This window comes from Marinococcus sp. LNHM4E3-1, from assembly GCF_056034405.1.
On sequence record NZ_JBQLID010000001.1, the window covers coordinates 387,504 to 403,082 of the forward strand.

Annotated in this window: 27 protein-coding genes; 23 read left to right on the forward strand and 4 right to left on the reverse strand. The window is 50.5% G+C overall.

The genetic code is table 11. The features are described 5' to 3' along the window. The first annotated feature begins 25 nt into the window (after positions 1-25). Complete coding sequence (locus tag ACTRXI_RS01925; protein WP_474260800.1) at positions 26-910, forward strand: universal stress protein; 885 nt, start codon at positions 26-28, stop codon at positions 908-910. A gap of 2 nt (positions 911-912) precedes the next feature. On the opposite strand, the gene ACTRXI_RS01930 is transcribed toward ACTRXI_RS01925, so the two are convergent. Beyond that, positions 913-1,536, reverse strand: a complete 624-nt coding sequence (locus tag ACTRXI_RS01930; RefSeq protein ID WP_474260801.1) for a response regulator transcription factor — start codon at positions 1,534-1,536, stop codon at positions 913-915. 182 nt (positions 1,537-1,718) lie between these two features. Between ACTRXI_RS01930 and ACTRXI_RS01935 the strand changes: the two genes are divergently transcribed. Continuing rightward, the gene (locus ACTRXI_RS01935) at positions 1,719-2,459 is read left to right on the forward strand and encodes a Crp/Fnr family transcriptional regulator (protein WP_474260802.1); all 741 of its coding nucleotides are present in this window, start codon (positions 1,719-1,721) and stop codon (positions 2,457-2,459) included. Between the two features lie 73 nt (positions 2,460-2,532). On the opposite strand, the gene ACTRXI_RS01940 is transcribed toward ACTRXI_RS01935, so the two are convergent. After that, positions 2,533-2,967, reverse strand: a complete 435-nt coding sequence (locus tag ACTRXI_RS01940; RefSeq protein ID WP_474260803.1) for a universal stress protein — start codon at positions 2,965-2,967, stop codon at positions 2,533-2,535. 157 nt (positions 2,968-3,124) lie between these two features. Between ACTRXI_RS01940 and ACTRXI_RS01945 the strand changes: the two genes are divergently transcribed. The 17 genes from ACTRXI_RS01945 (at position 3,125) to ACTRXI_RS02025 (ending at position 9,554) form a co-directional block, all read left to right on the forward strand. Then, positions 3,125-3,478 (forward strand): SpoIIAA family protein, encoded by a 354-nt coding sequence (locus ACTRXI_RS01945; RefSeq protein ID WP_474260804.1) that lies wholly within the window; start codon positions 3,125-3,127, stop codon positions 3,476-3,478. 148 nt (positions 3,479-3,626) lie between these two features. Beyond that, complete coding sequence (locus tag ACTRXI_RS01950; protein WP_474260805.1) at positions 3,627-3,854, forward strand: hypothetical protein; 228 nt, start codon at positions 3,627-3,629, stop codon at positions 3,852-3,854. Positions 3,855-3,975: 121 nt separating this feature from the next. Beyond that, positions 3,976-4,254, forward strand: a complete 279-nt coding sequence (locus ACTRXI_RS01955; RefSeq protein WP_474260806.1) for a hypothetical protein — start codon at positions 3,976-3,978, stop codon at positions 4,252-4,254. Between the two features lie 61 nt (positions 4,255-4,315). Further along, positions 4,316-4,633, forward strand: a complete 318-nt coding sequence (locus tag ACTRXI_RS01960; protein ID WP_474260807.1) for a hypothetical protein — start codon at positions 4,316-4,318, stop codon at positions 4,631-4,633. Positions 4,634-4,670: 37 nt separating this feature from the next. Further along, on the forward strand, positions 4,671-5,000 hold the full coding sequence (locus tag ACTRXI_RS01965; protein ID WP_474260808.1) for a hypothetical protein: 330 nt from the start codon (positions 4,671-4,673) through the stop codon (positions 4,998-5,000). Positions 5,001-5,015: 15 nt separating this feature from the next. Further along, positions 5,016-5,465, forward strand: coding sequence for a hypothetical protein (locus ACTRXI_RS01970; protein ID WP_474260809.1), 450 nt, complete (start codon positions 5,016-5,018; stop codon positions 5,463-5,465). A gap of 251 nt (positions 5,466-5,716) precedes the next feature. After that, a complete protein-coding gene (locus ACTRXI_RS01975; RefSeq protein ID WP_462867031.1) occupies positions 5,717-5,938 on the forward strand; it encodes a hypothetical protein in 222 nt (73 codons plus the stop codon). A gap of 245 nt (positions 5,939-6,183) precedes the next feature. After that, on the forward strand, positions 6,184-6,447 hold the full coding sequence (locus tag ACTRXI_RS01980; RefSeq protein ID WP_474260810.1) for a hypothetical protein: 264 nt from the start codon (positions 6,184-6,186) through the stop codon (positions 6,445-6,447). 1 nt (position 6,448) lies between these two features. Beyond that, positions 6,449-6,574 carry a hypothetical protein gene (locus tag ACTRXI_RS01985; RefSeq protein WP_474260811.1) on the forward strand — a complete coding sequence of 42 codons (126 nt, stop codon included), beginning with the start codon at positions 6,449-6,451 and terminating at the stop codon, positions 6,572-6,574. 43 nt (positions 6,575-6,617) lie between these two features. Further along, the gene (locus ACTRXI_RS01990; protein WP_474260812.1) at positions 6,618-6,797 is read left to right on the forward strand and encodes a sigmaY antisigma factor component; all 180 of its coding nucleotides are present in this window, start codon (positions 6,618-6,620) and stop codon (positions 6,795-6,797) included. Positions 6,798-6,912: 115 nt separating this feature from the next. Continuing rightward, positions 6,913-7,215, forward strand: a complete 303-nt coding sequence (locus ACTRXI_RS01995) for a hypothetical protein (protein ID WP_474260813.1) — start codon at positions 6,913-6,915, stop codon at positions 7,213-7,215. 147 nt (positions 7,216-7,362) lie between these two features. After that, positions 7,363-7,605, forward strand: coding sequence for a hypothetical protein (locus ACTRXI_RS02000; RefSeq protein ID WP_022792118.1), 243 nt, complete (start codon positions 7,363-7,365; stop codon positions 7,603-7,605). Between the two features lie 70 nt (positions 7,606-7,675). Continuing rightward, entirely contained in the window at positions 7,676-7,969 is a 294-nt protein-coding gene (locus ACTRXI_RS02005; RefSeq protein ID WP_474260814.1) for a hypothetical protein, read from the forward strand. A 21-nt stretch (positions 7,970-7,990) separates the two neighbouring features. Then, positions 7,991-8,317: a hypothetical protein gene (locus tag ACTRXI_RS02010; protein ID WP_474260815.1), complete on the forward strand. Its 327-nt coding sequence runs from the start codon at positions 7,991-7,993 to the stop codon at positions 8,315-8,317. A 173-nt stretch (positions 8,318-8,490) separates the two neighbouring features. Beyond that, the gene (locus tag ACTRXI_RS02015) at positions 8,491-8,790 is read left to right on the forward strand and encodes a hypothetical protein (RefSeq protein WP_474260816.1); all 300 of its coding nucleotides are present in this window, start codon (positions 8,491-8,493) and stop codon (positions 8,788-8,790) included. Between the two features lie 41 nt (positions 8,791-8,831). Continuing rightward, the gene (locus tag ACTRXI_RS02020) at positions 8,832-9,110 is read left to right on the forward strand and encodes a hypothetical protein (RefSeq protein WP_474260817.1); all 279 of its coding nucleotides are present in this window, start codon (positions 8,832-8,834) and stop codon (positions 9,108-9,110) included. Positions 9,111-9,239: 129 nt separating this feature from the next. Next, entirely contained in the window at positions 9,240-9,554 is a 315-nt protein-coding gene (locus ACTRXI_RS02025) for a hypothetical protein (protein WP_474260818.1), read from the forward strand. A 39-nt stretch (positions 9,555-9,593) separates the two neighbouring features. On the opposite strand, the gene ACTRXI_RS02030 is transcribed toward ACTRXI_RS02025, so the two are convergent. Continuing rightward, positions 9,594-11,177 (reverse strand): IS1182 family transposase, encoded by a 1,584-nt coding sequence (locus tag ACTRXI_RS02030; protein WP_474260819.1) that lies wholly within the window; start codon positions 11,175-11,177, stop codon positions 9,594-9,596. 124 nt (positions 11,178-11,301) lie between these two features. Then, positions 11,302-11,928, reverse strand: a complete 627-nt coding sequence (gene lexA / locus ACTRXI_RS02035) for a transcriptional repressor LexA (protein ID WP_022792125.1) — start codon at positions 11,926-11,928, stop codon at positions 11,302-11,304. Positions 11,929-12,086: 158 nt separating this feature from the next. On the opposite strand from lexA, the gene ACTRXI_RS02040 reads away from it, so the two are divergent. The 4 genes from ACTRXI_RS02040 to tkt all read left to right on the forward strand — a co-directional run bounded on the left by ACTRXI_RS02040 (position 12,087) and on the right by tkt (position 15,496). Beyond that, positions 12,087-12,329, forward strand: coding sequence for a hypothetical protein (locus ACTRXI_RS02040; protein WP_474260820.1), 243 nt, complete (start codon positions 12,087-12,089; stop codon positions 12,327-12,329). Between the two features lie 27 nt (positions 12,330-12,356). Next, the gene (locus tag ACTRXI_RS02045; RefSeq protein WP_474260821.1) at positions 12,357-13,016 is read left to right on the forward strand and encodes a YneB family resolvase-like protein; all 660 of its coding nucleotides are present in this window, start codon (positions 12,357-12,359) and stop codon (positions 13,014-13,016) included. 67 nt (positions 13,017-13,083) lie between these two features. Next, entirely contained in the window at positions 13,084-13,323 is a 240-nt protein-coding gene (locus tag ACTRXI_RS02050) for a DUF896 domain-containing protein (protein WP_474260822.1), read from the forward strand. A 187-nt stretch (positions 13,324-13,510) separates the two neighbouring features. Next, positions 13,511-15,496: a transketolase gene (tkt, locus tag ACTRXI_RS02055; protein ID WP_474260823.1), complete on the forward strand. Its 1,986-nt coding sequence runs from the start codon at positions 13,511-13,513 to the stop codon at positions 15,494-15,496. Positions 15,497-15,579 lie beyond the last annotated feature (83 nt).

Below are 15,579 nucleotides of genomic sequence, written 5' to 3' on the forward strand. Positions count from 1 at the left end.
AATAAACATACAAAGGAGATGCGATATGTATAAAACAATTCTTGCTGCTGTGGATCCATCCGAGGAAGCGAAACGGGCTGCCCGGACGGCTATGCTGCTTGCCGGCAGGTTTGAGGCCACGCTCGTTTTCGCACATGTGGTTAATGAACGGGATTTCAGTGCGTTTCAGTATTACGTGCCGTCAGCATGGGACGAGACGAAAAAAAAGAACGAAGCAATGCTGCAGCAGTACGCATCCGAAGCCGAACATGCGGGAGTGGCGAAGGTGGAGACGGTGCTGCGCTCCGGGGCCCCCAAGTCGACAGTTCCAGCGGAGCTCGCCCCTGATTTCGGGGCCGACCTGATCGTTACCGGAGCTTCCGGCATGGGCACGGTGGAAAAATTAGTGATGGGGAGCGTATCGAGCGGTGTTCTCCGCCGGGCCAGGGAGGATGTGCTTATCGTCCGGAAGGAAAGCGAGGGCGGACATAAAAAAATTCTGATAGCCGTGGACGGCTCCGAGGAAGCGGCCCTGGCATTTGAAAAGGGCGTCCAGCTCGCGCTGCAGACGGAGGCGGAATTGTTTATCGTGCACGTGTACAACTCCAACCTTCTGTATTCTACCGTACTAAATACTGATGTGCAGAAGTTCATGGAGGACGATGACCGGAAAATGCTGGAGGATTACAAAACCCAGGCGGAGCGTCTCGGCGTCGCAAACGTAACGACGTCTCTGCTGTACGGCTCGGCAAAGCTGATTATTCCTCAGGAATACGCCGTGCAGCATGAAATTGATCTGATTGTGAGCGGGGCGTCCGGCAGAAACAGGACGGAGCGGCTGCTGCTTGGAAGTGTGGCGGAGGGCATTGCCCACCGGGCGATCTGTGATGTGCTGATTGTGCGGCAGCCGCTCGAGCATAGAGAGCAGTAGAATTATTTTCTGGAGTGAATCAGCCCGGTTTGATAGGCGTACTCCACCAGCTCCCTCCGGGTTTTCATCGCGAGCTTTTCCATTAAATTAGTGCGGTGGGCCTCGACGGTTTTCACGCTGATCACGAGCGTCTCGGCAATTTCTTTATTGGCGTAGCCAAGCGTTATATAATAGAGCACCTCCCATTCCCTCGGGGAGAGCCTCCTCGGATTGCCGAAGGCAGGAGGCGTGTTATGGGCCTGCACCAGGGCCTGGAAGGAAGCAGAGGCGTAGCGGTTATGCCGGGCGGCCGCCCGGATGGCCCCGTATAAATCGTCCAGGGGATCGGTATGCAGCAGGCACCCGGTGGAGGCGCGTTCGTACACCTGCTGCAGGAAAGCAGGCGTTTCCTCCCCGGAGACTAGAAAAACGGACGGAAGCAGAGGGCGTTCGAAGATAGCTGCTTCCGGTGAAAGCGTGCCCGCATCAATGACATAGACGGGCTTGCGGCCTCCGGTTGGTAAAGCCTCTGCAGACGGCCATCCGGCTGTTTCCTTAATGACGGTACAGTCAGGAGCTTCTTCGAGCAGTATTTTTAACGCTTTCTGGTAGATCGGACGTCTGCTTACTAAAACGATCGAAATCATGCGCTCACCTTCTTACGCTGGGGTTAGACGTTCATGCACAGAGCCTTTCGGGAATACATGCCTATAGCATTAACCATCAAGTGTAAAAAAAACAGGAGAAAATAATTAAGGGTTTTCCCTTATATTTTTTAGAAAACTCCTTTGATAGTATCATGGTAATACTATCGAAGGAGATGGAAATAATGAGCAGGCCCCTTCAAAGTCTCCCCGTGAACGAGAAGCCGAGCGGATCTTTTGCAAGTATGCTTTCTCCTGAAGAGTTTGACCGTTTTCAGGAGCGCACGCAGCTGGCGCACAAACGGGCCGGAACGTACCTGTATTTAGAAGGAGACCCTTCTGATTATTTCTATTTTCTCTACGAAGGAACCGTGAAAATTCAAAAAAGCACAAGTGACGGAAAAGAATTAACAATTACGCTGCTTGGAAGCGGGGACCTGGCCGGTGAATATGGCAATCTGAATGCGGTGCGCCATGATTTTTCGGCGAAGGTGTCAGCCGCCAGTACGATAGGTGTGATTAAAAAAACAGAAATGGAGGCATTGATTAAAGAATCCGGCGCCTTCTCCCTCAAGATGATGCAGTGGATGGGCAGCAACACGTTAAAGGAGCAGTCAAAATTCCGGGATCTGCTGCTGTACGGAAAAAACGGCGCCCTGGCCTCAACCCTGATCCGCCTCAGCACAACGCACGGCAGGGAGGTGGAGAGCGGCACCATCCTGCAGCTGAAGCTGACCAACACTGAGCTCGGAGAATACATCGGCTTATCCCGGGAGGGCGTGAACCGCTGCCTGAACGAGTGGAAAAAGGCCGGCGTCATTTCCTATGAGAACGGCCTCATTGTTATTCATAACATGCTCTATCTGCGCAGGCTGTGCAACTGCCCGCTTGACAACCTTTGCTCCAGCGAAATATGCCGTCTTTAGCCACGCCTAACGTCATAAAACCATGGTCCCCCGGTGCCTTTTTCAGGCGCCGGGTTTTTGGCGTTTTCCGGGATTATAACCGTACGACCATTACACTGCAGTCGGCATTTTTTGTAATATGCTCGGAAACGCTGCCAAGGAAAATTTTCTCGACGGCATTTAACCCGGTAGCGCCCGTGATAATCAAATCAACGTTGTATTTTGGCACAAGATCGCGCGGAATAGCTGTTTTTGGCGATCCGTATTCGATATCAGCCACCACATTCGTGATACCAAACTCCTCCGCCTGCTTTTTGTACTTGTCGAGGAGCTGGCGCGCTTCGTCCTCCACTTCACCGATGAGTGAGGAGTCATAGTTACTCATCGGGCGGTAGGAGTTACGGTTGATGACGTGGGTGATTACAAGCTGCGACCCCTGTGATTTGGCAAGCGGAAGAGCTGTTTCAAATGCGTAATCTGCCTCTTCAGAGCCGTCCACAGCAACTAAAATAACGTCCATTGTATGCATGATATGCCTCCTAAAGAAATTATTGTGTTTTCACTGCGTACTTCTAGCTGGTAAGCATATTTTCCTTTTAACGAACGCAAAAATTGTCCTGGGACCGATTAAGAGACGGTGCTGCCGGGAATTAAAACAAATAAAAGCTCGCTGGAGGTGCGTTAACGTGCTGACCGTTATTTCGGCAGAAACAGGCCATATGATCGAGATGGAAATCAGCGGAAAGATAACAGAGGACGATTATGAAACGTTCGGGAAATCGTTTGACGCCGTGAAGCAGGACGACACTCCGATCAATCTGCTTGTAGTGGTGACGGACTGGAAAGGAATGACGCCGCAGGCGGTTATGGAGGACCTGAAGTGGCTGAAGCGCATAAAGGAATTTCAAAAAATGGCGTTTGTCAGTGATGAAAAAGGCATCAAAGCAGTGGAATCCTTTGGTAAGCTTCTGCCTGGAGTGGAAACAAAGCATTTCGGGCACACAGAAAAGAAACAGGCACGGAAATGGCTGGCACGCTGACCAGTACCGCTTTTATTCATATAATATAATTATGTTAACTAAAATTATTGATCGAATTTCAGCCGTCGCAGAAAAAGGATTACCCCGGCAGTAAAAGCGGGTAAAAGTGACTAACGGCTATAATACGCACGTCAAAGGAGGCACCAACGTGAATAAAAAGCAGAAAAAACAGCTGGATAATTTAATTATCGAATATTTGAAGGACAGGGGAAAATCCCACGAACTAAAGGTGGCAGACGAGCTGTCGGAGCGGTTCGAAGGAAAGCTCCATGCTGCGACAGTACTTGTGAGAATCGACAGAATGAAAAAAAGCAACGAACTGCGTCATGAGGCCAAGGCTGTCCATGACACAATCGTCTGGGCAAAAAAACTGTAGTTTCATCACAAAAATAGGCGATCGCGGTTTTTAATCCGGCGACAACAGGGAAAGACAGGAATAGAAAGAATGGCAGATGAAAGCTTTGCTGTCGCACAGCATATGGAGGAGGACAATAGGAATGGAAAAACTGGAATTCCAATTTATAACATGCGATAAACGGGGAGAAATCCCGATAGAAAGCGGCATATTGACGATCGAAGACGACAATACATGGCAGGCGGAATTGATTAATTTTACCGGAGGCATGGATTTGTTTTCGGATCAGGGCAACGAGTTCCGGATTAAGGATAACAGCCTGGTGGAGTATGAAGGAAAAGGCAAAGCCTCAAAAACAGGCGATGAAGAAGCAGAAGGAAATATTGTTATTAAAGGCCAGGGGAAAATTAGCAAGTACTAATAAAGCATCCCGCCCGGGGTGCTTTTTCCATGAACATGCCGGCTTTAAAGGAGGAATTTTTATGGACACGTATTATAACCATCCTGAATACCGTCCGTTTTTCCCGAACGCACTGAACGCTTCGCATTCCATAGAAATAATGGATTTTGACGGGCTTGCCCTGCTTATTCAGATGACTGATAGGGCAGTGGAGTCGCCGCACCGGCCGGATAAAGCGAACCTGCTGCACTGGCTGTGGGACACCGGGGTCGATTATTTGGAGAAAAATGATCCCGGCGACCGCCAGCGGATGGTAATTACAGAAAAAGATCTGGATAACGGCAAGTTGATTACTCCCTATGAAAATCTTCTAAAAGAATTCGATGCTTCCGGCTACTGACCAGCAGCTTAAAAAAATTTCCCCCCAGGAGGTAAATATGTCATTTCGAAATTCAATAGGAAAAAATGTTAGAATCGCCCTCGCAGATATAGCTAAAGAAGATAAGGTTCTGCAATTGATTCTTGCGCCTAAAACGATGGAAAAGTTTATTATCGTCGAAATCGATTCCATCGATGAAATGGGCATATGGATCGAACACGAAATTGAAGCCGAGCTCGATGAAGATGAAGACGGGGAAAAGCTGCTGCAGACGCAGCGCGAGAAAAAGTTTGTCCGCTCAAAATTCTTGATTAAGTGGCACTACATCGAAGGGGCCTACGCGCCGCTTGACGATGACGTGAACAGCAAAATGAAATTTCTGCGCTAAAGGGAGGAGTCTTACATGGACGATTGGATTCATCAATTATCAAGCACGGCCCGCCAGAATAAAAAACAGGCGTCCACCGTGGAGGAAGAAAAACAGATGGAAAGCATACGCGCCTGCTCCGAGGAGCTTACAGGCATGTTTGATGAATTAATGGGAACCATTAACGGCCGGTCGGATTTAAAAGTGGAAAAAGTAAAAAGCAACAAGCATGTAAAATATTTTTACGGCGTTTCTGAGCTTATTATTGAGACCGGCGAGGTGTTCACCCGCAAAGGCTTTCTGGAAATGAGCTTTAAAATCCGTATCAACGACTCTGCCTACAACGTCAGCGACGTCCGTCCCCGCAGTGCTTATCTGAAGGACTTGAACACCTGCAGATGGGAAACGGAAACAGGCACTGTTTTTAATGACGAACAGGCATCAATGTTATTTAAGCAGGCTCTGCTTCCTTATATCGAAGAATAAAAACAACAGTTGTAGCCCGGATATGTTCCGGGCTTTTTTTGTGACTTTATTTCAATAGGCGTAGTTTAAAACAATCGAGTGTAGTAAAATATATCGCTTTGTATCAACACATAAGACAACGGAATATATACAGCGGTAAAAAAATGCTGGATCAGGTTAAAAGAACCAGAAAATAAATTCTGTAATTTTAGAAAAATAATAGTACTTTATTACTTGAAATTGAAGTATTATAAAGGAGAGGGGGATAAACGATGGCTACCGTGTATGTCAACCGTCATGTCCGTTATGTGCAGGTACTGTTAAGCGATGAGGGGAGTCTTTTGCACTGTTTGACCTGGGAAACCGATGACGGATTTGTCTTTGACATCCACGCGCTTGATGACAGCTCGTTTTCCCCGAAGTACGACAGGATTTATATGCCATTTGACCAGGAAACAATGACGCTTCACGGAAACACATATATTTTATATTAACCATCCGTCTGCTGATAATAAATGAAGGGTGCTCAGTGTTTTCGAACGTTTTATGTATTTTAAAATATACACTACAATATGTTGTGTGGAATAATTATTTGTAGTGATGTAATTGTTCCGATATCCGTTTTGTTTCTTTTTATATACATGTGTACCGGGGCAGAGTTAATGTAATTTCAAAAGGGTGTCGCTTGTATACCGCGGTGGTAATGTTTGTTTCCTATGCAATAGGGCGGAGGAGTGTTATGCTTTGGGCGGAACAGAAGTTGAAAGGAGCATGCGCTATCTCTCAATTTTCTTATGTGATCGATGAAGAAGGAAATGAAGTGTTCGTAGGGACTAAAGAAGACATTAGGGAAAAATTTCCGGCTAAAGAAAAGCATATTTTTAACACTGAAGAGGAATTGCTGAAAGGCATACGGGATTTTCGGGAAAATGAACGAATCATATCTGTCGTAAGCGACCTGCCGGTGTTAAACGAACAGTGGAAAGAGAAGGACAATATGTAACATGATTCGTTCAGGCCGGGACCGGACCGGGGGATATTTTTTATTACTTACAAGGGGACCGGACTTTTTCCAGGAAGTCCGGTTTTTTATTGGGTGGGGGAGTATTAAAGGCATTGGCGTAGTATAATGAATAAAGCACCTCCCAGTCTTTGTCAGAGAGGAAGATGATGATGAACAAAAAAAGAAATACCGCCTGGCTGCTGGCTCCGCTGCTTTTGCTTCAGGCCTGGTGGCTTTACCGGGAAGCCGAAAAGCAGGGCAAAGCCAAATGGAAGTGGGGTCTGTGGGGATTAACACAGTTTCCGACCCCGGCAGTGGCTTTTTACGTCATTCATAAATGGAAGAAGTAAGCCCGGCTGCTGCTCTTCCGAGGTTTCAAACCGGCGTCGAGGTGTAATAGCATAAAAAGAAGCCGGGACTTCTGCCGGCACATGCAGCACCTATTAGAGTGAAGGGGCGACAAAAATGAAACAGGAAACCCAGGAAATTAACGAAATTGTACTCGACGAATCGGAGCTGCGATTTGAGTCTGCATACTTGTATCTCGAAACGTCCGATCCGGACCGGATCGGGGAAAGCGCCTGGACGATGGCCATTTATAATGCAGAACAGGAGTTTTCCGAAGAGTTTATCAATCGAAACAGCATCAGTATACGGTTCAAAACTGAAGAAGCAGAGTATCAGGGGATCGTTCAATTTAAAAACATTGAAGGCGGCGGGAAGAAGCATTGCCACCTCGATGGTCTTGATGAACTGGTGCAGATATAAAGCAGGTATGACAACGGGTGACAGCGGAAGCTGGCGCCTGTTTTTTTATATGCACGAAAACCGGAAATCGGGGGAACGTTTAATACGTGCGAATTCGGGGATTATAGCTGTGAAAAGATGCTCAAAGATTGGAAAGGAGAGAAAGTCATGAGTCCGAGAAAAGAAGCAATGGCCCAGCTGGCCGGAAGAGTCGAGCGGGGGGAAATCGGCGCCGAATGGTCGCCGGTGGATGAAATCGAGCAGGATCGTTTTCAGGAGCTTGCGGAGCATGGATATGTTACGTATGACGATGCCTCCGGAGAAAAAGACCAGGCGGTTTACAGCGGTATTAAAATCACAAAAGAAGGCCGCGAGCTTTATGAAGAATACAAACGGCAGGTAGACGAATAGAAATTAACGCATCCCGCGGGCGGTTTTATACAAGCCGCCCTTTTAAAAGAATGAAATTCAGGAGGACGCGATGCCGACACTAGCACTAGAAGCTGTTAAAACAGTCTCCACAAATGAAGTTATTCAGGTAAATGAAGGTCACCTTCAGGCAGGCGGTGGACCGCTTGAACGTTGGACCGTTTCCATTACAGACTGCGACAACGAGGAATTTTTCCACCAGGCATTCGACAGTGCTTCTCCTGCGCTGGATTTATATTTTTACACCCGGGAAGGGTTTCAGTTTGGCGGACAGGCCTACATCACCCGGTCGGATCAGAAAAGCATAGAGCTTGAAGGAAGCAGTGCCCTTCAGGAACAGTCGTAATCGAATAAAAGGAGGATGATGATGACACAGGAAGCGGATTTTTCCCAGGAAGGGCTGAAAGGCTACCGCATACGCCCGCTTCATTTTGCCGGGGAATCAGTCGAAGTGTATAAGGACGAAGAACTCGTGCTGCTCGTCCAGGTGACCACCTCAGCGATGGCAGCCGAAGCGAGTTTAAAGGAAGAAAACGTACCAGACTGGCTGTGGAGCATCGGCCTGGATTATCTGAAACAGGAAGCGCCGGCGGAAAGGAAGCGTCTTGTTATTACCGTGCAGGACGTGACGGACGGAGAAATAAACAAAACGTACGACAATTTATTGAGAGATTTCGAAGCGCCCTCGAGCTGAGAGGGTGCTTTTTGTTTTTATTTATATAGAAGAAAATGGCTAAAGGCTTCTTTTCCGGCAGGCAGAGAGAGAAACGGTTTTCACTCATTTGGGAAGGAAATTCTTTCGGAAAAAAACGGCCGGGTGTCTTCTCGAACCGAAAAAACTGTGGTATAAATAAGTGGAGGGGGTGGATGACAGTGGCTTTAGTGGAATTCAAATGCAGAACGCAGCCGCAGGTGACCTATAGCAGTGACGGTCATGAAATTCATTACAAGGTGATTGAATACGCCGATGGCTATGAAGTGGTGCTTCATTCGATGAGTGATTTTCAGCCGGCCGATGAAAAACTGTTATTTCATCAGGGAAGTCAGGTCATTCACGCCAAAGAGCATACTTACGTATTAGATACCTGCGATTGTGTGTACAGCGGTGAACCCGATGAAACCATCGATCATTCGATCTGTCACAAACCGTATTCTAAATCCATGTAAACAAACGCTAAGCGGAGCTTTCCTTCCCGGGAGGCTCTTTTTTGTGGCAGACGCAGGGACAAAAAACATTCCGGAAAATAGAAAGGGGCATACAAATGCTGCATTTTGAAAAGAAAGATCTTCACAATTTAAACCACGCGGAGGCGCCGTACGTATCCATTTACCAATACGGAAAAACGGACATCAGCAGCCATCCATCCGACAGCAGCCGGGTGGGGCTCTCCAAGCAGGGCATGATGAAGCTGATGAATTACTGGATTGAAGAAGGCAACCTTGATGATAACGATAAGCAGCAGATTAAAGAGTGGCTCGACCAGTAACCTTTCAGGAGACGGGGAAGAAATTCGGGTTTAGCAGCAAAGGTGCAGGGAAAAGGAATCACAATTCACCAATAGAAAAACGAACTTCAGGCACGTATCGGCGCCGAAGTCGTTAAAGGGGGAATCGTGATGGCACGCCTGCTTGACTTTTACCACGGACCGTATGAAGGCAGCCCGGGAGAGTCTGAACATTTTAATGGACCGGTGCTTCACATCTTTGAGCGCGACCAGCTGCTGCTGTCGATGCAGATTACGGCAGAAGCGCTGGGGACAAATGAACTGAACGTAGACATGACAACGGTGTATGAATGGCTCTGGCACCGGGGGCTTGAATTTATCGAACAGGAAAATATTACGTCAGCCACAGTGATAGTGATTACGGATAGAGATGTTGAAGGAAATAAAATTGTTACGTCGTACCGGACGCTTGCGTGCCGGGCATAATAGAAACGGGGCTGTCCCAAAAATCGAATGATGGCTCTTTTAAGCGGAAGCTGGAGATGATTCTCCGGCTTCTTTTTTTGTGGTTTCTGCTTTTTTCCGTAGATTATGGGAGACAGCCAATAATCCAAATTCCGTGGTCACCTTGGCGGTGCCCCGCAGGGCAAACCGACGAAAGCGACGGTTCGCTTTCAAGTGCCCAAAAACACTTTCGGCTTCGATTTTGCGCCGGGCATAGGTGGATGCTCCCTCGTCGCTCGTTAACGCCCGGCGGGCGATCGCCTTGCCCTCTTCATAGACCGGGTTGATGCGGACCTGTCGGTTGCCTTCTGCGGTGGTGCATTGGGGTTTCAACGGACAGTCGCTGCAGTCTTCGCTTTCATACCGCTTGAGGTCCCGCTGGTAGCCATAGCGGTCGGTGCGTCGCTCATAGGCTTGAAACCGCACTTTTCGGTGGTTCGGGCACCAGTACAGGTCGTCCTGTTCGTCATAGGTCCAGTTCTGCACCGGATGGATGGCCCGCTGAAAGGCCCGGGTCTGCTCCTGGCGCATGCGGGGGTATGGAATCAAAAACGGAATGGCTTCCTCGATCAGGGTCAGGTAGTTGGGTTCACTGCCATATCCGGCATCGGCAATAATTTGGCCCGGAAACGGGAGGGGCCGCTCGTCCAGCATCGTCAGATGCGGAAGCAAACACCGGGTATCCATCGGGTTGGGGTGCACCGTATAGCCGACAATGTACTGGTTTTCCGTACCCATCTGGATATTGTACCCCGGTTTCAGCTGGCCGTTACCCATGTGGTCGTCTTTCATCCGCATAAAAGTGGCATCCGGATCGGTTTTCGAAAAGCTGTTCCGCCCATCGAAGGTAGCCAGGTACCGCTCGTATTTGACCAGTCGCGGCAGATAATCCCGCTCGATCTGACGGTGACGCTTTCGCCACCACTTTTCCTCGGCTTTAGCTTCCCGGCGCTCTTCGGGTGATGCCGCGTCGGCCTGACGCGGCCCGGCCTTCTCCTGGCGTCCGGCCAGCTGGACCGCCACCGCCCGGAGGATATCGGCGTCGATCCGTTCCTGCCCGTCGGGCAGGGAAAGAAAAGGGGCCACTTCCTGCCAGAGCACCGCCAATTTCTCCTGGAGGCGCTGGTCATACCGGACGGTGGACTTGCGCCACACAAACGTATACCGGTTGGCATCCGCTTCGATTTTGGTCCCGTCCAGAAAATAATGCTCCCCGGTGATCAACTGCTCGTCGAGCAGTTCCTGAACCACGTGGTGAAAGAGCGGCGTGATGCGTTCCTGCATCTGTTCGGAGCGAAATCGGTTGATGGTCCGGAAGTTGGGCGTCAGGCCCCCGGCCAGCCACATCATGCGGAGGTTTTCCTGCAGGGCCTGTTCGATCGCCCGGGCCGAATACCATTCCCGGGCATAGGCATAGATGACGATTTTGGTCATGGTTTGAGGTGGATAGGCCGGGCGTCCCGCCGAAGAAGCTTGGGGACTCCCAAACCGCTCGGCCAGCCGATCAATGGTGTCGTTGACGATCCGGACCAGATCCCCCTCGGGGATCATGGGTTTCAGGCTTGTTGGTATCGGGAAGCTCTGTGTGTTATCATCGGTAAACATAAGAAATCATCCTTGTCGTATGGAGAGTGTCGTGACTTAACCATATCATCGAAGGATGGTTTCTTTCTTTTTTTGCGCATAGGAAAGGGGCTGTCCTATTTTTGGGACAGCCCCGTTTATGTGATTAAAAGATGGTGCGGAAAACGCCGGTGACTCTGCCGAGTATCGTACAGTTTTCTAAAATGATCGGGTCCATGGTGGCATTTTCAGGCTGCAGGCGGATAAAGTTTTCTTCTTTATAAAACCGTTTAACCGTTGCTTCCATTTCATCGGTCATAGCGACAATAATATCGCCGTTATCAGCGGTCTGCTGTTTTTGAACGACAACAAGATCCCCGTCAAAAATGCCGGCCTCTATCATGCTGTCCCCCTGAATGGTAAGCATGTATACCTGTTCTTCGTCGGTCACCATGCGCTCCGGAAGAGGGATGTATTCTTCTACATTTTCCACCGCAGTGATAGGCTCCCCGGCCGTGACTTTACCGATCACCGGCACGTACACAGCTTTGCTTTCGTGAATCGGCTCGCTGCCCTGGTCTTCAAGCTCAAGCACTTCAATTGCCCGCGGCTTAGTCGGGTCGCGGCGGATTAAATTTTTGTTTTCAAGACGGGCGAGGTGCCCGTGCACCGTTGAACTCGAGGCGAGCCCCACGGCTTCTCCGATCTCCCGGACCGAAGGCGGATAGCCTTTTTCTTTTACTTCTTCTTTTATATAATCAAGAATTTGCTGCTGGCGCTTGGATAGCTTCATCTCCGCACCTCCTTTTGAGGAATTTTTCTGAGTAAAGTATAGCATGAGGGGAACAAAAACGCAAACACCCGTTCTAATATTTCTGTTGACGGGAACAGGTATTCTGGTATACTGAATGAATATAAGAACATACATTCTCATTCAGGGGGAACATGCATATGAATAAACTCAAAACCTTCACTTCAACGGACTGGACGATGCTTGCTTTATTTGCATTCGCGCTTTTATTTTTGGTATATTCAGCGGACGCTTCGATCACTCCGGACACGCTGGGCGGCACGGAAGCAGACCGGCCGGCAGAAATCGTCTATGAACAGGAGCATCCGGTTTTGAAGGACAGGCCGGGCTATCAGGAACAGCCGTGGGAACGAACGGTTTCGTTTGACGCTGCCGAACAGTAAAACACGAACGGAAAGGAACGCAGACAAATGAAAGCATGCATCATTTACGCCCGGGTAAGTACGGAAAAAGAAGAACAGCAGTCCTCGCTTGCCAGGCAGCAGGAGGAGCTGGAGGCTCTTGCTGCAGCGAACGGTTGGGCGGTGCAGCAGACCGTGACAGAACAGGAGAGCAGCTATTCCGTGGAACGGGACGGGCTTCTCCGTGTGTTTGAGCTCCTCGATGACACCGGGGCGGATACACTGCTGATTACCGATGATACGCGGCTTGGACGCGGAAATGCTAAAATCGCCGTGCTCCATGAGCTGCAGAAAAGGGGCACGTCCATCTATACAGTAAAGGATGACGGGGAGCTCGAAATTGCGGATACCGATCATATGATTATGGAAATTTTGTCCATTGTGGAAGAGCATCAGCGCCGGCTGCATAATTTTAAAATTAAGCGGGGGATGCAGCGGGCGGTGGAAAACGGGTACCACCCGGAAGAAAACTTCGGATTAAACCGCAGCGGCGGCCGGAAGAAAATAGAGGTGCCCATTGAAGAAATTGTTAAGCTGAAACAGCGGGAGCTGACGTTTAAAGATATCGCTCTGACGCTCCGGGGCCTTGGCTATGATATTTCTAAAGCGACGGTGCACCGACGTTATAAAGAATATGAACAGCAGCGCGCGGAGATAGAACCGCAGTGATTTGTTTGCGGTACGGCGCTGTTTTTAATATAATAAAAAAGGAACGCCATTTTAAGGGAGGCAACTTATGCTTTCGAAAGAAAAAATTGACCGGATTAATGAGTTAGCCAAACGTCAAAAATCGTCGGGGCTGACTGCAGAAGAACAAGAAGAACAGCAGGCGCTGCGTCAGGAATATTTAAGTAAATTCCGTTCCTCGTTTAAAAACCAGCTCGAAAACGTAAAAGTGGTGGATGAAGAGGGCACGGATGTAACTCCAAGTAAGCTCGAGCGTGTCAAACGACGGAACCGCAGCTTCCGGCATTAAGATAAAAGAGAGGCCTGGTCTTAACAAAGAGCAGGCCTTTTGATTTTCTTCTTTCTCTATTAACACGCTTGTGTAATCGTTTTAAAACCTTTATCATAAAAGCGTACTAGAACACGGAAATTCCCGCGGGGTCAACTCATAAGTGCGGGTTTCCACCCAAAAATACATACAGTGGAGGGACATATGCATGGCAATTAGCACAGAACAGTTAGCAATTAACACGATTCGGACGCTGTCCATCGAAAGTATTGAAAAAGCCCAGTCGGGTCACCCGGGGCTTCCGATGGGAGCGGCGCCGATGGCGTACGCGCTCTGGACCAAATCCATGAACCACAACCCGGCCAATCCGGACTGGTTTAACCGCGACCGCTTCGTGCTGTCCGCCGGACACGGGTCGATGCTTCTATACAGCATGCTGCACCTGAGCGGCTACGACCTCTCGCTCGAGGAACTGAAAAACTTCCGCCAGTGGGGAAGCCAGACGCCGGGCCACCCGGAATACGGGCATACCGCCGGCGTGGAGGCAACCACCGGCCCGCTCGGCCAGGGACTGGCCATGGGCACCGGCATGGCGATGGCCGAACGCCATCTGGCAGCCAAGTATAACACCGACGACCACGCCGTAGTTGATCATTTCACCTACGTGCTCTGCGGCGACGGCGACCTGATGGAAGGCGTTGCTTCGGAATCGGCGTCCCTCGCCGGCCACCTGAAGCTCGGCAACCTGGTCGTGCTGTACGACTCCAACGACGTGTCGCTTGACGGCGCGCTTCACCAGTCGTTCTCCGAAAATGTGCTGCAGCGCTATGAAGCCTACGGCTGGCACACGGTCTTTATCGAAGACGGCAACGACGTTGATGCGATTGAAGCAGCGATCGAAGAAGCGAAGCAGTCCCCGAAACCGTCGATGATCGAAGTGAAAACCGTCATCGGCTACGGAGCACCGAACAAAGGCGGCACGAATGCGGCCCACGGCGCGCCGATCGGCGACGAGGAGTACAACCTGGTGAAAGAAGCCTACCAGTGGGACTACGACGCGTTTCATATCCCGCCGGAAGTAACCGAGCTGTTTGACGAAGTCAAGCAGGCCGGTGCGAAGGCCGAACAGGAATGGAACGAGCTGTTTGACGCCTACAAGCAGGCGAACCCGGAACTCGCCGGAGAACTCGAACAGGCGATTGCCGGCGAGCTGCCGGAAGGCTGGGACGCCAATCTGCCGGTCTTTACGGATGAAAAAGTAGCGACCCGTGCCGCCTCCGGCGATGTGCTGCAGGAAGTGGCGGCCGCCGTGCCGTCGCTCTTCGGCGGATCGGCCGACCTGGCCGGCTCCAACAAGACACTGATCAAAGCGGAGAATGATTTCAGCCGCAACGACTACACCGGCCGCAACATCTGGTTCGGTGTCCGCGAATTCGCCATGGCGGCAGCTGTGAATGGCATTCAGCTGCACGGCGGTCTGAAGCCGTTCGGTTCGACCTTCCTGGTCTTTTCCGATTACCTTCGTCCGGCGCTGCGCCTGAGCGCGTTGATGGGGCTGCCGCTGACGCAGGTATTCACGCACGACAGCATCGCGGTCGGCGAAGACGGCCCGACGCATGAGCCGGTGGAACAGCTGGCGGCGCTCCGGGCGATTCCGAACCTGAACGTGATCCGTCCGGCGGACGGCAACGAAACGGTCGCTGCGTGGCGCGTGGCGATGGAAAGCGAATCGACGCCAACGGCGCTCGTCATGACCCGCCAGGGCGTACCGACGCTCGAAGACACGAAGGAAAAAGCGGTGGAAGGCGTCCGCAAAGGAGCCTACGTGATCGGCGAACAGGCCGAAAAGCCGGATCTCCTTCTCGTAGCTGCGGGCTCGGAAGTGTCCCTCGCGGTGGATGCGAAAGCCCAGCTGCAGAACGACGGGCTGACGGTCAACGTCGTCAGCATGCCGAACTTCCACGCGTTCGATCATCAATCTGAGGAATACCGCCGGTCCGTGCTACCGGACGGCGTACCGGCGATGGCCGTGGAAATGGGATCGTCCTTCGGATGGTACAAGTATGTCGGCTCCCACGGCTCCGTGTACGGCATCGACCGCTTCGGTGCGTCCGCGCCGGGCGGGGAAGTCGTTGAAAAGTACGGCTTCACGCCGGACAAGGTGGCTGAAGCAGCCAGACAGCTGATCAAATAATTATGTGTTGATGAGAAAGCAGCCGGCCGGCTGCTTTCTCTCAGATTGTAGACAAAGGCCTCCGAAAATGAATTTCGGAGGCC

Excerpts from the sequence above, each read along its gene's own strand:
- ACTRXI_RS01925 (WP_474260800.1), top strand. The coding sequence starts at position 26 with ATGTATAAAACAATTCTTGCTGCTGTGGATCCATCCGAGGAAGCGAAA.
- ACTRXI_RS01930 (WP_474260801.1), bottom strand. The coding sequence starts at position 1,536 with ATGATTTCGATCGTTTTAGTAAGCAGACGTCCGATCTACCAGAAAGCG.
- ACTRXI_RS01935 (WP_474260802.1), top strand. The coding sequence starts at position 1,719 with ATGAGCAGGCCCCTTCAAAGTCTCCCCGTGAACGAGAAGCCGAGCGGA.
- ACTRXI_RS01940 (WP_474260803.1), bottom strand. The coding sequence starts at position 2,967 with ATGCATACAATGGACGTTATTTTAGTTGCTGTGGACGGCTCTGAAGAG.
- ACTRXI_RS01955 (WP_474260806.1), top strand. The coding sequence starts at position 3,976 with ATGGAAAAACTGGAATTCCAATTTATAACATGCGATAAACGGGGAGAA.
- ACTRXI_RS01960 (WP_474260807.1), top strand. The coding sequence starts at position 4,316 with ATGGACACGTATTATAACCATCCTGAATACCGTCCGTTTTTCCCGAAC.
- ACTRXI_RS01965 (WP_474260808.1), top strand. The coding sequence starts at position 4,671 with ATGTCATTTCGAAATTCAATAGGAAAAAATGTTAGAATCGCCCTCGCA.
- ACTRXI_RS01970 (WP_474260809.1), top strand. The coding sequence starts at position 5,016 with ATGGACGATTGGATTCATCAATTATCAAGCACGGCCCGCCAGAATAAA.
- ACTRXI_RS01975 (WP_462867031.1), top strand. The coding sequence starts at position 5,717 with ATGGCTACCGTGTATGTCAACCGTCATGTCCGTTATGTGCAGGTACTG.
- ACTRXI_RS01980 (WP_474260810.1), top strand. The coding sequence starts at position 6,184 with ATGCTTTGGGCGGAACAGAAGTTGAAAGGAGCATGCGCTATCTCTCAA.
- ACTRXI_RS01985 (WP_474260811.1), top strand. The coding sequence starts at position 6,449 with ATGATTCGTTCAGGCCGGGACCGGACCGGGGGATATTTTTTATTACTT.
- ACTRXI_RS01990 (WP_474260812.1), top strand. The coding sequence starts at position 6,618 with ATGAACAAAAAAAGAAATACCGCCTGGCTGCTGGCTCCGCTGCTTTTG.
- ACTRXI_RS01995 (WP_474260813.1), top strand. The coding sequence starts at position 6,913 with ATGAAACAGGAAACCCAGGAAATTAACGAAATTGTACTCGACGAATCG.
- ACTRXI_RS02000 (WP_022792118.1), top strand. The coding sequence starts at position 7,363 with ATGAGTCCGAGAAAAGAAGCAATGGCCCAGCTGGCCGGAAGAGTCGAG.
- ACTRXI_RS02005 (WP_474260814.1), top strand. The coding sequence starts at position 7,676 with ATGCCGACACTAGCACTAGAAGCTGTTAAAACAGTCTCCACAAATGAA.
- ACTRXI_RS02010 (WP_474260815.1), top strand. The coding sequence starts at position 7,991 with ATGACACAGGAAGCGGATTTTTCCCAGGAAGGGCTGAAAGGCTACCGC.
- ACTRXI_RS02015 (WP_474260816.1), top strand. The coding sequence starts at position 8,491 with ATGACAGTGGCTTTAGTGGAATTCAAATGCAGAACGCAGCCGCAGGTG.
- ACTRXI_RS02025 (WP_474260818.1), top strand. The coding sequence starts at position 9,240 with ATGGCACGCCTGCTTGACTTTTACCACGGACCGTATGAAGGCAGCCCG.
- ACTRXI_RS02030 (WP_474260819.1), bottom strand. The coding sequence starts at position 11,177 with ATGTTTACCGATGATAACACACAGAGCTTCCCGATACCAACAAGCCTG.
- lexA (WP_022792125.1), bottom strand. The coding sequence starts at position 11,928 with ATGAAGCTATCCAAGCGCCAGCAGCAAATTCTTGATTATATAAAAGAA.
- ACTRXI_RS02040 (WP_474260820.1), top strand. The coding sequence starts at position 12,087 with ATGAATAAACTCAAAACCTTCACTTCAACGGACTGGACGATGCTTGCT.
- ACTRXI_RS02045 (WP_474260821.1), top strand. The coding sequence starts at position 12,357 with ATGAAAGCATGCATCATTTACGCCCGGGTAAGTACGGAAAAAGAAGAA.
- ACTRXI_RS02050 (WP_474260822.1), top strand. The coding sequence starts at position 13,084 with ATGCTTTCGAAAGAAAAAATTGACCGGATTAATGAGTTAGCCAAACGT.
- tkt (WP_474260823.1), top strand. The coding sequence starts at position 13,511 with ATGGCAATTAGCACAGAACAGTTAGCAATTAACACGATTCGGACGCTG.